The sequence below is a fragment of the Sedimenticola selenatireducens DSM 17993 genome (assembly GCF_000428045.1).
Classification (GTDB): domain Bacteria; phylum Pseudomonadota; class Gammaproteobacteria; order Chromatiales; family Chromatiaceae; genus Sedimenticola; species Sedimenticola selenatireducens.
In genome coordinates this window covers 110,179-122,616 of the sequence record NZ_ATZE01000003.1, presented here as the reverse complement: position 1 = coordinate 122,616, position 12,438 = coordinate 110,179, and the positions used below count along the sequence as shown (strand labels likewise).

The following is a 12,438-nucleotide window of genomic DNA, read 5'->3' as shown; positions in this document are numbered from 1 at the left end:
GTGGACACGGCTAACGGGATAAAGCGAATGATTGGTTGACCGCTGTCATTCTCCCATTGAACTCCATGTTTTATAAAGAAGCCGTATGCAACGAAAGTGAACCAACCAGAAGTTGCCTTGGAATTAACAATAAATCCCGCGTACAGGGAGTCACGCACTGGGGATCCGGGATGGAAGCTCACGGGCATTGTTCGCGTTATGCCCGTTTTTTTTGGCTCTGTCCCAACGACGATCAGGCTTGGCGATTTGCCCGGTAGGTGCGGCGCCCTCGCCGCGAATTCGGCCCGGAGCGGGCCTCCTACAGATCAAACCCACNCCGGCGACCAGCCGTATCGGCAGGAGCGGCTTCAGCTGCAAATTTCCAGGGGTCGCCGCTACATCTCAACCGCCACTCCATAACGCTCGCGTAACAGCGGCTTCTCAATCTTGCCCGTGGCATTGCGCGGCACATTATCAAAATAGAAGCGTCTGGGTCGCTTGTATCGGGGCAACCGCTCCGCATAGGCCACCAGCTCCTGCTCCGTCAGGCTGCGCCCCTCCTTGAACTGGATAATCGCCGTGACCAGCTCTCCCAGGCGCTGATCCGGGGTACCGATCACGGCAATATCCTGAATGCTCGGATGTTCAAGAAAATAGTGCTCCACCTCCAGTGGCGAGACATTCTCACCACCGGTGATGATCAGGTCTTTCTTCCGATCCACCAGCCAGATGAAGCCCTCTTCATCCATCCGCGCAATGTCGCCGGTATGCAGCCAACCGTTACGGATAGTCTCGGCGGTCGCTTGCGGATTGCGGTAATAGCCTTGCATCACCCCGGGACCTTTCACCAGCAGTTCGCCGGCCTGTCCCGCGGGCAACCCGTTGCCCTGTTGGTCGACAATACAGGCCTCCCAGTCGAACCCGGGCTTGCCGATAGCACCGACCTTGTGACCGTTACCCACGCCGAGATGGACACAACCGGGGCCGCTGCTCTCGGTCAGGCCATAGTTGGTATCGTAATCGTGGTGCGGAAACAGCTTGCGCCACGCCTTGATCAGATTGGGAGGCACCGGCTGGGCGCCGATATGCATCAGTCGCCACTGATCCAGCCGATAGCGACCGAAATCGAGCTCTCCATTCTCCCAGGCGATCAGGATATCGTGGGCCCAGGGCACCAGCAGCCAGACAATGGTGGCCTGTTCCTCGGAGACCGCCTCCAGAATCCACTCCGGCCGCGCGCCTTTCAGCAGCACCGCCTTGGCACCAACCACAAAATTTCCGAACCAGTGCATCTTGGCACCGGTGTGGTAGAGCGGCGGGATACAGAGAAAATTATCTTCATGGGTCTGCCGGTGGTGCTGGTTCTCCACATAGCAGGCGTGCTCCAGGTTGCGATGGGTCAGGCTTACCGCCTTGGGCAAGCCTGTAGTCCCGGAGGTGAAGTAGAGCGCCGCGTTATCGGTGATTTCCAATCGGATTTCGGGTGGCTCGTCGGCAACTCCGCTGACAAACCGGGCATAGCCAACGGCGAACGCAGGGCAGTCACTGTCCGGTCCGATATAGACATAGTGGCGGATGGTTCGATCAAGCGCCGGTTTCACCGCCTCTATGCGCTCAATAAATTCCGGCCCGAACAGCAGCACGCTGGCCTCGGCAATCTCATTGCAGCGCTGGATAATTTCGGATTCAAAGCGAAAATTGAGTGGGACAGCGATGGCGCCTGCACGCAATATGCCGAAGTAACAGGGCAACCACTCGATGGAGTTCATCATCAGATGCAACACCCGGTCGCCCGGTTTCACGCCCCGTGCGATCAGGGCATTGGCAAAGCGGTTTGCCTCCCGGTCAAATGCACGCCAGCTGATCTCCAGTCGGCTGTTAGCGGCGGGATCACGCTCCACCAGCGCAATCTCGTCGGCATACATACGTCCGTTGCGGGATAAAATCTCGGTAATCAACATCTCTGGGGCTGGCCTGTCACTCGGTTAACGGTGACCCCTGAAACAGCCCCTTACGCTAACCCACTAAGCAGCGAATGGGGGCTGAAAACAGCACAGGTCTTACCGGCTAATCTACCACAGAAACCAATGTTGATGGGCCCCTCTAACACCGGAACTCTTTACCCATCTCTCTCTAGGGCTCGATGGTGGCGATAGCACCCAGTGCCGCCTCGATCTCTATGTACAGCGGCAGATTTGCCTCTGTCAGATCGGCCATCGAATCGAAACAGCGCAATCGCATCACATTGGGCTGCTTATCGGACGCGAGCCAGAGATCATAATAGCGGGCCACCGTGGGTTGCCCGCCATCCGAATGTCTAAGGGAGAGAGCCAGGCTGGCAACCTGCAAATGCGGCTGTCCAACGATTGCAGTCTGACCCTGCTGAACCCGGCGCACGGTAAAACGATCAGGCGCTATCTGCTGGGGTTCCTGTTTCAGATCCCGCACCTCGAAACTGCAACTGGGCCAGTACTGATTCAGATCGGAAAAATCGGTCACCACACCACGCTGGACAAATACCCGGGTATGCCCCGGCCTGATCTCCAGCGGCTGATTCAGGGTTAACTGGCTGCCCACCGGAACCCGGTAAAAAGGCGAGGCCGGATCCCGGATTGACGATTGGGTACAGGCGGTCAGAAGGAACAGTGCGGCCAGGATCAGGCCCGGTTTCATCAGGATGTTCATATTACGCCTCTCGTGTTGGCTCTAATCCGTAGACAGAACAGATCGGACGGGGTTTCATTAAAGTATACGATCAGAATCACATGAAATCCCATCACCAACGCCGAACGGGGCGGCAGAAATATATTCTATGCTTTACATACATTGACAATAGGAGGTCGCGGTCATGAGCGAAGCATTTGATCAGGCGGATGAACTGGGACCCGCCAAGATCATTCATGTCTATGAACCGACCCATCAGCTTAAAGGCATCCTGGTGGTGGACAACGTGGCCTGCGGCCCGGCGATCGGCGGTCTGCGCATGGCACCTGATGTGAGTACCGGGGAGTGCGCCCGGCTGGCCCGGGCCATGACCCTGAAGAATGCCGCCGCCGGACTCTCTCACGGCGGCGCCAAATCGGTCCTGTTCGGCGATCCCCGCATGCCACTGCAGGAGAAGGAGCAGCTGATTCGCGCCTTCGCCTGTGCGCTCAAGGGCAACGACGAATACATCTTCGGCCCCGACATGGGTACCGACGAGACCTGCATGGCCTGGGTCCAGGATGAGCTGGGTGGCCGCGCCGTCGGACTGCCCAGGGCCCTTGGTGGCATCCCGCTGGATGAGCTCGGTGCTACCGGCTGGGGGTTGAGCAGCGCCGTGGATGCCGCCATGGAGTATGTCGATTTCACCCTCAATGGTGCCCGGCTGGTGATCCAGGGTTTTGGTTCCGTCGGTATCCACGCGGCACGTTTCCTGGTGGAGAGGGGCGCTGTGGTAGTGGCCGTGGCCGATTCCCGTGGCGCGATCCATTCACCCGGCGGACTTGACCTGGAGAAATTGATCAGACTGAAAAGTGACGGGCGCGGGGTCAACGAATACCCGCAAGGGGAGAAACTGCAAGGCGATGCGGTAGTGGGTGTCCCCTGCGACATCTGGATCCCGGCAGCGCGCCCGGACGTGGTACACGGCGGCAACGTGGACCAGATGGACGCCCGGCTGGTGGTGCAGGGCGCCAATATCCCGTTTACCCGGGAGGCAGAACAGCGTCTGCACCAGCGCGGCGTGCTGGTAATCCCCGATTTCATCGCCAACGCCGGCGGCGTGATCTGCGGCGCCATGGAGTACCGGCACATGAGCCAGGGCGCTGCCTTCCAGGCGATAGCCGAGAAGGTGGGCAACAACACCCGGGAGGTGCTGGAGCGGGCAGGATCACAGCAGGTTCCACCCCGCCAGGCGGCGGAAACGATGGCCGTTGAACGGGTCCAGGGGGCGATGGCGACCCGGCGTTGGAACCTGTTCTGATGGCACCGGCCACGGTAATGGATCGCAGCACGTGACGACCCTTTGCCAAAGCAACGCATACCTGGGTGACGAGACACCGCTGGCCGGCGACACTGTTTCGCAATGGCTGCACTTCAGCGGCCTCTGCATAATGCGTGCGAAGCGGGAGAAGAACCCCGACTCTGCCGATTGATAAGCTGTACCAGTCAGATATACTCAAATCATCGATGAAATCGATGGTAAATCCATGAACCTGCGGGACCTGAAATACATCATCGCGGTGGCCGAGACCCGCCACTTCGGCAAGGCGGCGGAGCACTGCTTCGTCAGCCAGCCCACCCTCAGCGGCCAGATCAGGAAGCTGGAGGAGGAGCTTGGCGTAACCATATTCGAACGCAGCAACCGCTCGGTAGCGATCACCCCGGTGGGCCAGGAGATCCTGCACCATGCACGGCAGATCATGGAGCAGGCGGAGGCGATCCAGCAGGTGTCGAAGCGCCACCAGGACCCCTTGGCCGGGCCCCTGCGCATCGGCGCCATCCCCACCCTCAGTCCCTACCTGATGCCACTGCTACTGACGCCGCTCAAGAAGCGCCACCCGCAGATGCAGCTGGTGCTGTCGGAGGAGATGACCGGGACCCTGCTGCAGCGCCTGCAGCGGCACGAGATCGACGCCGCGCTGCTGGCCACCCCGGCGGATTCGCCCGACCTGGATACCCTGCCCCTGTTTGACGAGCCGTTCTGGGTCGCCTATCCGCGCAACCATCCGTTCTACACCCGGGAGAAGATCACCCAGTCCGACCTGGACAGCGAAAACCTGCTGCTACTCTCCGAGGGCCACTGCCTGGCCGACCAGGCGATGGCGGTGTGCCACCTGCAGCGGCGCCAGAGCGAGGGGGAGATGGCTGACCTGCGGGCAGCCAGCCTGGAGACCCTGATCCAGCTGGTGGGCGCCGGTTACGGCATCACCCTGATCCCGGCCCTGGCCATGCGCGGCTCCTGGGCCAGCGGCAGCGGGGTAGTGGCCCAACCCCTGGCCTCGGCGGACACCTCGCGCCAGGTGGCCCTGGTCTACCGCCACAGCTTCCCGCGCCAGGCCGCGCTGCAGGCCCTGGCCGCCGTCATCCTCGACAACCTTCCCAATACCGTCACCCCGCTCGACCCGTCACAGGCCTGACCCTGAAGGCCCGCTCCGCCGTTCGCATAATGATAGGTATTACCTATCAATAAAACAGTTACTAACGATTTTACCAATTTACTGCCAACCCCGATAATCCTTCCAACGTCAGCAAACAAGCAACGCTGGCAGGAGGGTAAGCCAATGACCAAGACATTCACCTTTGCCGCCGTGCACTTCAGCGTCGCCTTTTCGGTGGCCTACCTGATGACCGGCAGCGTGTTGGTGGGGGGCGCCATCGCCCTGGTCGAACCGGCCATCAACACGGTCGCTTACCACCTCCATGAACTGTTCTGGAAGCGGTGGCAGCAGACGCCCGGGAGCGACGTCGGCAACACCGTCCACTTTGCTTGAAACCGACAAACCCTTAACTGAACGAAACGGAGAAAATCATGTTTGAGAATCGCCAAGGCAACAATGTACCCCAGGTCACTTTCCGCACCCGCCGGAACCACGAGTGGGTGGATGTCACCAGTGACGAGCTGTTCAAGGGCAGGACCGTGGTGGTGTTCTCACTGCCGGGCGCGTTCACCCCGACCTGCTCCTCTACCCACGTGCCGCGCTACAACCAGCTGGCACCGGCCTTCAAGGCCCAGGGCGTGGACGAGATCATCTGTGTCTCGGTCAACGACGCCTTTGTCATGAACGAGTGGAAGGCGGAGCAGCATGCCGACAACATCACCTTCATCCCGGACGGTAACGGCCACTTCAGCGAGGGTATGGGGATGCTGGTGGACAAGGAGGAGCTGGGCTTCGGCAAGCGCTCCTGGCGCTACTCGATGCTGGTGAAGGACGGCGTGGTGGAGAAGATGTTCATCGAGCCGAACAAGCCGGGCGACCCGTTCGAGGTCTCCGACGCCGACACCATGCTCGACTACATCGCCCCCAACGCGGAGAAGCCGAAGGACGTCACCATCTTCACCCGTCCGGGCTGCGAGTTCTGCGTACGGGCCAAGGGGATGCTGCATGACGCCGGCCTGTCGTTCGAAGAGCTGGTGCTGAACCGGGATTACACCGAGGCAACGCTGAGGGCGGTCGCCGGCCAGTCCACGGTACCCCAGGTGTTCATCAACGGTGAGCACATTGGCGGGTCGGAGGCCCTGGAGGCCTACATGGCCCAGGCCAAGGCGGCCTGACAACAACCCCGGGGTGGCCCGACTGACGGGCCGCCCCCCTCATCAGACTATCAAGGAACTCGCCATGAACAGACAGGATTACGACCTGATCGCCATCGGTGGCGGCAGCGGCGGTCTCGCGGTCGCCGAGCGGGCCGCCCAGCTCGGCAAGCGGGTGGCCCTGATAGAGGGACACCGCATCGGCGGCACCTGCGTCAACAACGGCTGCGTGCCGAAGAAGGTGATGTGGTACGCCGCCCAGCTGGCCCACGCAGTGGACGACGCCGTCGACTTTGGCATTCCGGCCCGGCGCACCGCCACCGACTGGCAGAAGCTGGTGGAAGGCCGCGAGCAGTACATCGCCAACATCAACCGTTACTGGGACGGCCACGTGGAGCAGAGCGGCATCGACCGGATCCAGGGTTTCGCCCGCTTCGTCGACGCTGAATCCGTGGAGGTGGACGGTGAGCGGTACAGCGCCCCCCATATCGTGATCGCCACCGGCGGCAAGCCGATCGTACCGTCCCTGCCCGGGGCCGAGCTCGGCATCACCTCGGACGGCTTCTTCCAGCTTGAGGAGCTGCCGCGGCGGGTGGCAGTGATCGGCGGCAGCTACATCGCGGTGGAGCTGGGCGGCCTGCTGCGGGCGCTCGGCTCAAAGGTCTCTATCGTGGCCCTGGAAACGCAGTTGATGGAGCGCTTCGACCCCATGATCAGCGAGGTGCTGACCCGTGAGATGAACCGGCAGGGGATCTCGGTCCACACCGGTTTCCAGGTCAACGCCCTGGAGCGCTGCAATGACGGCATCGCCCTCTACGGCGAAGGGGACCAGGCCCTGCGCGGTTTCGACCAGGTGATCTGGGCGGTGGGCCGCGCGGCCAACACCGGCAATCTCGACCTGGCGGCGGCCGGCGTCAAGGCGGAGCGGGGCGGGTTCATCCCGGTGGACGGGTTCGAGAACACCAACGTGCCCGGCATCCATGCCATCGGCGACATCACCGGGCGCATGGCCCTGACCCCGGTGGCCATCGCTGCCGGGCGCAAGCTGGCCGAACGCCTGTTCGCGGGCCGGCCCGAGAGCCGGGTGGACTACGACAACATCCCCAGCGTGGTATTCGCCCACCCGCCGGTGGCCACGATCGGGCTCGGTGAACCCGACGCTCGACAGCGCTACAGCCAGGTGACGGTCTATGAGAGCCGCTTCACCCCCATGCGCCACGCCCTCTCCGCGCAGGAGCACACTACCGCCATGAAGCTGGTGTGTGCCGGCGAGGATGAGCGGGTGGTGGGCATTCACATTATCGGCGACAACGCGGACGAGATGCTGCAGGGTTTCGCGGTAGCGGTGAAGATGGGGGCCACCAAGGCCGACTTCGACGCCACCATGGCGATCCACCCCACCAGCGCCGAGGAGCTGGTGACGCTGAAAGAGCCGGTGCAGCGGGAAGCCGGGGTGGAGTGGCGGGAGGCCAGCTAAACCAGGTGGGCAAACGGGGTAGGCAAAGGGCGCAGGGAGGCGCCCGTTTCCTTTTTCCCGGGCTGCATCTCATCCCGTGACGCCGGCCACAGGCCGTAGCGACGATAGATCTGCCGCTCACCCTCGATGAACAACTTCAGCACCGGCCGGGTGAACACCCGCTTACGCCGCTCCAGTTCATCCACCGCAAGGGTATTCATGGTGTCGATACAGCCCGTCGCATTCCAACCCTTACTCGGTAGCAGTGCGAATCACCGCCAGCTTGTCATTGGCCGATTGTGGCAGCCAGACCTCTCCCTCGCGGCCGTGGATCTGACGTACCGAGGCATTCGCACTCGGCAGACTAAACCGGGTGAAATTCTCACCATCCGGATCAAAGCGCCATATGGCATCGCCACCGAAATCGGACAGCCACACCCGGTCCACCACATCGATATAGACCGCATAGGCCCGCGGGCGGTCACCGGGGAGCCGCCACTCGCGCCACTGCCCGGTGGCGGTGTGATAACGCCCGAGCTGACCCGCGTTCCATTCACTGACCCAGATGTGACCTTTCGAGTCGCCCCAGACCCGCCGCGCTCCCTGTCCCGGTGTCGGCGGCTCTATCACCTCCGCCGCCCCCGTATCGGGGTCAACCCGGGCGATGTGCGAGCCGGCAAGCGAGGCGTAGTAGACTTTGCCATCCGCTCCAGTGCAGATGCCATAGGGTCCGCGCCCGCGTGGCGCCTCGAATACCTTCATCTCTCCGTTGGCCGGATCGAGGCGACCATAGTAACCGGCCTGGCCAGTGAACCAGAGAATCCCCCGCGGATCGAAGGTGGCGGTATTCAAATTCATATAAGGTGTCCCGGAGGGCGGCGCGAAGCGCTGGACCCGATCGGTCTGGGGGTCGACCCGAACAATGGCATTGAGTCCCGAGTCGGTGATCCAGGGGGCGCCATCAGGGCCGACGATAACACCGTGGGGGCTCGACCCATTGCCCAGGGGGATATGTCGGGTAGCCCCACTGGCCGGATCGAGCCAGCCCAGGGCTCCGGCGCGCTGGGCGGTGTACCAAGCCCCGCCATCCGCCGCCGGGGCCACGTCGTGCGGGTGATCCCCATCCGGCAGTATGAACTCCTCCACCTCCGCCCCGGCTGCCGCCATCGCCAACAGGGTGAGCACCAACAGCACCACCACATTGACCACTTGTCGCGGGAACATAGCCACACCTCCATTCTAACGAACTGATAATCTCTTCAGAGTATAGATCTCTCCCGCAAACAGCCCTGCCGCAGGCGACAGGCGTGGTCTCACCAGACAAACGCCACACTGGCCCTACGCCGACGAGCTGCTAGAGTTAATAACTGTATTCTTGCTGAGGTTTATCCCATGACGCTGCTGATTGCCGGACTCGCGCTTTTCTTCATCAGCCATTCGATCTCGATAATCAACGAGCCCTGGCGCAACCGCATGGCCGCGCAGCTTGGGGAGACGGTTTGGCAGGGACTTTATGGCCTGGTGGCACTGGCCGGGTTGGTGTTTATCGTCTGGGGCTATGGCCTGGCGCAGCAGACGCCGGTCCCACTGTACACGCCACCACCCTGGGCCCGGTCGGCGAATCTGCTGCTGATGCTGCCGGTGTTCCCGCTACTGGTCGCCACCTATTTTCCCGGCCGCATCGGCGCGGCCGTCAAACACCCCATGTTGCTGGCGACCCTGCTCTGGGCCCTGGCTCACCTGTTGGTCACCGGCACCCTGGCGAGTCTGCTGCTGTTCGGCTGTTTTCTAATCTGGGCAATCGCCGACCGGCTCTCCATGCGGCAGCGGGTGCAGCGCCCGCTCCTGGGAGCACCGCCCTCCGCCTGGAATGATCTCATCGCCCTACTGGCCGGTCTGGCACTCTACGTCAGCTTCCTTTTCTGGCTGCACGGCTGGCTATTCGGCGTAGCACCGATTGTTCAAACGTTCTGAACAGAGCCGATCTCACCATCAGCCGCGAGCTATGTGCTTGGGTTCAAAAGATGCACGCCGGGTTTCTCGTCGGCTTATTGCCACTCCTGCTTAAACCACGAGTATTGATGCACCGGAAACAGCCACCACCGGAAAACTGCAGAAATCTCTAATGTGGAAGCTGATACCAAAGCAGGCGCTATCCACCATTGAGATAGAACCATAGAGGAACGGGGGCGACCGCCACGACCAACAACATGAGATAACCCCAATAGGGGATAATCCTGCTCATCCCCACCAACAGACCGATCCCACCGCCACCACCAATCAGCGCATTTCCCGGCATATTCAGAGCCACTGCAATAGTCAGATAACGATGATTAACCAGAAACAGCGCCACCTTGTCCGGCAGTCTATCCTGCAGCAGTTTGAGACGCTCAGCGCGGCGCAGGGGTTCCAGCTGCCGCACCAGCGCGCACGCCCTGTCGAGGTGGAGCCACTGAAGAAATCGACACACTAGCCCGGGCGGGATACGCCGCCCCACGAGGTAACTGATCGACAACGCTGCCAAGGTCGAGAGATAAACCAGCGCAGCCCCTTTACTGCCAAACAGCATCATCAGGCCAAGACCAATCTCGATACCCGGCATGAATGGTGCCGCCATCAATAGAATATAGATCAGCACAACCCCCAGCATTAACAGATCAAGCAGCTGCCCGTGTTGGGGAATAATCTGCTGATCGATCCACTCCTCCAGCCACTCGCCGGTGAAGTGAAGTACAATCAGTATTACAAAGAGCAGGCTGACCTTGACAATGCGTATCCGCCGGGTGGATCGGATCGATAATTGAGTTTCTGATGTCATGCCATACCCACACGCGCACGGGCAAAGCCATTGCGGCCTTGTTCTTGCTGAATGTACGGAGTTATCCCTGAGTTTAGCAGCTCCACCCCCGGCGCTCCCGATGACACTGCAACCCGAACCAAACGCTGGCACTCTATCGGGTTGTCATCCACAACTCATAAAGGCGTTCGATCCGCGAGCGAAGTTCCAGGAAACTAAAATTCCGCGCCAGCTCCAGGTGTATCTGCCCGTCAATAAACAGCTTCAGCACCGGCAGACTGAATACCCCTTCCTGAGCGCAGATCTCCGGGCTCTGCTCACAATCAATATACGCCAGTAAAATTTCCGGAAAACGCTCGGATACGAGCTGTTCAATCTTTGGTTTGATCGCCTGACAGACGCCGCAATGGGCACCACCGAACAGGACCAACAGTGCGCCAGCCTGCTTCCGTTGCTGAAATTCATCCGGCGTGGAAAGGATCTCCATCGAGTGCGATAGCTGTTTTTCAAGAGACATATGGGTACTCCCGTGACTGCCAAACTGCTACCGTCTCCCGCGCAACGCCGGAATATTCAATGGCGCTGGTATCAGAGGTCCCATTCGGCACTCAGAACGGCGCCGCCGGATGGGTTTGCCTGTACGGTAAACACACCACCGGACATCAGAATACGCTGGCTGGCTATCGACAGATCCGGTTCCAGTGGCGCAGTTGCGGACATGGCGGAGTCGGTAATCTCCAGCCGCAATAGCGCACCGGATTCACGCAATACCAGTTGTATCGTCCGTGGCACGTTGCATCGGGTCATCGCCGCCAGTGCTTCCTGCACCGTGCGATACACAACCACCCGAAGTTGTCTCGGTATCCTCTCCTCGTCAACGGTTACCTGCGCCTCGACGGAAATTTCCGGATAGATCTCCGACAGCTGGCGCGACAGCCAGCTAAGGGTAGCTCCAATCCCCAGATCATCCAGGCTGGGCGGACGCAACTGCATCGCCATGGTGCGCACTTCCTGAATCGTGCCCTGTATTACCTTCACCAGCCCATCAAGTTTCATGGCCTGCCCCTCATCACCGTTGGCCGCTGACTGCTCGGCGATTTCAAGATGAAACTTGATGGCGGACAGGGTCTGCGCTATTCCCTCGTGCAGTTCGATCGCAACCCGCTTGCGTTCAGTCTCCTGTGCATCGAGCAACTGGGCAGAGAGCAATTCAAGGGTTTTATTACGCTCGGCAATAGTGAGTTGCTGACGCGCGATAATACGACCGGCACGATGCACCACGGTCAACAACAGGGCATACAGAAGTAAAAAGATCGTCCCGGTGCCGATAACAATCAGCACCTCCATATGCGAGATATCAGCCACCAGCGGATTGACATCGGTATAGATTTCGAACACCCCGATTTCCGCAGCTTCCGAGTCCCGGCCTACTGGCATATAGGTCTGAATCAGATTGTCCTCTTCCGTTTCCTGATCGAAGAAATTGAAGTGGTCACGGAAGATAAGCTTACTGGTAATATCCCCACCCCGTGCCACAACAAAAGCGGGATTGTCACTCTGATCTCGGCCTATCTGGCTCCGCTTGGTGGAAAACACGACGATTCCGGCCTGGTTGTAGACTTTGATTCGCACCACGCTGGTATTGCGCAGAACGGCTTTCAGCTTCGCCTCCAGTGTCTCTATCTCGGTATCGGTGGCCTGCGACCCCGTGTTGGCACGACGCAGAAACAGGGCGAGCTGTTCATGCACCGAATTGAGTGCAGTCTGCGCCAGACCAATATTTTGTTGTTCCCCCAGGTCCACCAGCTCTGCTATGGCGGTCTGGCGGTACAGCAGCGTCACCAGTGCTGCGGCGACAACAATACCCAGCAAACTGGTTACAGAAAAAAACGGTAGCAGTTTGAACGGTTGATATTTAGGCATGCGCTGTATTCCCGGCAGATAAATGACGCAGACAGTGCATCAGCCTGC

General features: G+C 60.5%; 13 protein-coding genes. 6 read left to right on the top strand and 7 right to left on the bottom strand.

The genetic code is table 11. The features are described from left to right. Positions 1 to 374 precede the first annotated feature (374 nt). Both A3GO_RS0103670 and A3GO_RS25160 read right to left on the bottom strand, forming a co-directional pair. Positions 375 to 1,940: an AMP-binding protein gene (locus tag A3GO_RS0103670; RefSeq protein WP_029132249.1), complete on the bottom strand. Its 1,566-nt coding sequence runs from the start codon at positions 1,938 to 1,940 to the stop codon at positions 375 to 377. A gap of 172 nt (positions 1,941 to 2,112) precedes the next feature. Continuing rightward, complete coding sequence (locus tag A3GO_RS25160) at positions 2,113 to 2,664, bottom strand: hypothetical protein (protein WP_051301803.1); 552 nt, start codon at positions 2,662 to 2,664, stop codon at positions 2,113 to 2,115. A gap of 163 nt (positions 2,665 to 2,827) precedes the next feature. On the opposite strand from A3GO_RS25160, the gene A3GO_RS0103660 reads away from it, so the two are divergent. The 5 genes from A3GO_RS0103660 to gorA all read left to right on the top strand — a co-directional run bounded on the left by A3GO_RS0103660 (position 2,828) and on the right by gorA (position 7,691). After that, the gene (locus A3GO_RS0103660) at positions 2,828 to 3,943 is read left to right on the top strand and encodes a Glu/Leu/Phe/Val family dehydrogenase (protein ID WP_029132248.1); all 1,116 of its coding nucleotides are present in this window, start codon (positions 2,828 to 2,830) and stop codon (positions 3,941 to 3,943) included. Between the two features lie 226 nt (positions 3,944 to 4,169). Beyond that, the gene (locus A3GO_RS0103655; protein WP_029132247.1) at positions 4,170 to 5,099 is read left to right on the top strand and encodes a LysR substrate-binding domain-containing protein; all 930 of its coding nucleotides are present in this window, start codon (positions 4,170 to 4,172) and stop codon (positions 5,097 to 5,099) included. A gap of 144 nt (positions 5,100 to 5,243) precedes the next feature. Beyond that, positions 5,244 to 5,453 (top strand): DUF2061 domain-containing protein, encoded by a 210-nt coding sequence (locus tag A3GO_RS0103650; RefSeq protein ID WP_029132246.1) that lies wholly within the window; start codon positions 5,244 to 5,246, stop codon positions 5,451 to 5,453. Positions 5,454 to 5,491: 38 nt separating this feature from the next. Further along, complete coding sequence (locus tag A3GO_RS0103645) at positions 5,492 to 6,235, top strand: glutathione peroxidase (protein WP_029132245.1); 744 nt, start codon at positions 5,492 to 5,494, stop codon at positions 6,233 to 6,235. Between the two features lie 64 nt (positions 6,236 to 6,299). After that, entirely contained in the window at positions 6,300 to 7,691 is a 1,392-nt protein-coding gene (gene gorA / locus A3GO_RS0103640; protein WP_037374632.1) for a glutathione-disulfide reductase, read from the top strand. Here gorA and A3GO_RS0103635 read toward each other — a convergent pair. Both A3GO_RS0103635 and A3GO_RS22400 read right to left on the bottom strand, forming a co-directional pair. After that, a complete protein-coding gene (locus A3GO_RS0103635; protein WP_029132243.1) occupies positions 7,688 to 7,891 on the bottom strand; it encodes a hypothetical protein in 204 nt (67 codons plus the stop codon). The genes gorA and A3GO_RS0103635 overlap by 4 nt on opposite strands. 31 nt (positions 7,892 to 7,922) lie before the next feature. Next, positions 7,923 to 8,894 carry a Vgb family protein gene (locus tag A3GO_RS22400; protein ID WP_051301802.1) on the bottom strand — a complete coding sequence of 324 codons (972 nt, stop codon included), beginning with the start codon at positions 8,892 to 8,894 and terminating at the stop codon, positions 7,923 to 7,925. A gap of 168 nt (positions 8,895 to 9,062) precedes the next feature. On the opposite strand from A3GO_RS22400, the gene A3GO_RS0103625 reads away from it, so the two are divergent. Continuing rightward, complete coding sequence (locus tag A3GO_RS0103625) at positions 9,063 to 9,644, top strand: NnrU family protein (RefSeq protein ID WP_029132242.1); 582 nt, start codon at positions 9,063 to 9,065, stop codon at positions 9,642 to 9,644. Positions 9,645 to 9,822: 178 nt separating this feature from the next. Here the strand turns inward: A3GO_RS0103625 and A3GO_RS22395 are convergent, their stop codons facing one another. From A3GO_RS22395 to A3GO_RS0103610, 3 genes are all read right to left on the bottom strand, one after another. Next, positions 9,823 to 10,488, bottom strand: a complete 666-nt coding sequence (locus A3GO_RS22395; protein ID WP_051301801.1) for a hypothetical protein — start codon at positions 10,486 to 10,488, stop codon at positions 9,823 to 9,825. A 133-nt stretch (positions 10,489 to 10,621) separates the two neighbouring features. After that, complete coding sequence (locus tag A3GO_RS0103615) at positions 10,622 to 10,984, bottom strand: thioredoxin family protein (RefSeq protein ID WP_245621654.1); 363 nt, start codon at positions 10,982 to 10,984, stop codon at positions 10,622 to 10,624. Positions 10,985 to 11,055: 71 nt separating this feature from the next. Further along, positions 11,056 to 12,390, bottom strand: a complete 1,335-nt coding sequence (locus A3GO_RS0103610) for a sensor histidine kinase (RefSeq protein WP_029132240.1) — start codon at positions 12,388 to 12,390, stop codon at positions 11,056 to 11,058. Between the last annotated feature and the right edge of the window lie 48 nt (positions 12,391 to 12,438).

Excerpts from the sequence above, each read along its gene's own strand:
- A3GO_RS22400 (WP_051301802.1), bottom strand. The coding sequence starts at position 8,894 with ATGTTCCCGCGACAAGTGGTCAATGTGGTGGTGCTGTTGGTGCTCACC.
- A3GO_RS0103645 (WP_029132245.1), top strand. The coding sequence starts at position 5,492 with ATGTTTGAGAATCGCCAAGGCAACAATGTACCCCAGGTCACTTTCCGC.
- A3GO_RS25160 (WP_051301803.1), bottom strand. The coding sequence starts at position 2,664 with ATGAACATCCTGATGAAACCGGGCCTGATCCTGGCCGCACTGTTCCTT.
- A3GO_RS0103655 (WP_029132247.1), top strand. The coding sequence starts at position 4,170 with ATGAACCTGCGGGACCTGAAATACATCATCGCGGTGGCCGAGACCCGC.
- A3GO_RS22395 (WP_051301801.1), bottom strand. The coding sequence starts at position 10,488 with ATGACATCAGAAACTCAATTATCGATCCGATCCACCCGGCGGATACGC.
- A3GO_RS0103660 (WP_029132248.1), top strand. The coding sequence starts at position 2,828 with ATGAGCGAAGCATTTGATCAGGCGGATGAACTGGGACCCGCCAAGATC.
- A3GO_RS0103615 (WP_245621654.1), bottom strand. The coding sequence starts at position 10,984 with ATGTCTCTTGAAAAACAGCTATCGCACTCGATGGAGATCCTTTCCACG.
- A3GO_RS0103635 (WP_029132243.1), bottom strand. The coding sequence starts at position 7,891 with ATGAATACCCTTGCGGTGGATGAACTGGAGCGGCGTAAGCGGGTGTTC.
- A3GO_RS0103610 (WP_029132240.1), bottom strand. The coding sequence starts at position 12,390 with ATGCCTAAATATCAACCGTTCAAACTGCTACCGTTTTTTTCTGTAACC.
- A3GO_RS0103650 (WP_029132246.1), top strand. The coding sequence starts at position 5,244 with ATGACCAAGACATTCACCTTTGCCGCCGTGCACTTCAGCGTCGCCTTT.
- A3GO_RS0103625 (WP_029132242.1), top strand. The coding sequence starts at position 9,063 with ATGACGCTGCTGATTGCCGGACTCGCGCTTTTCTTCATCAGCCATTCG.
- gorA (WP_037374632.1), top strand. The coding sequence starts at position 6,300 with ATGAACAGACAGGATTACGACCTGATCGCCATCGGTGGCGGCAGCGGC.
- A3GO_RS0103670 (WP_029132249.1), bottom strand. The coding sequence starts at position 1,940 with ATGTTGATTACCGAGATTTTATCCCGCAACGGACGTATGTATGCCGAC.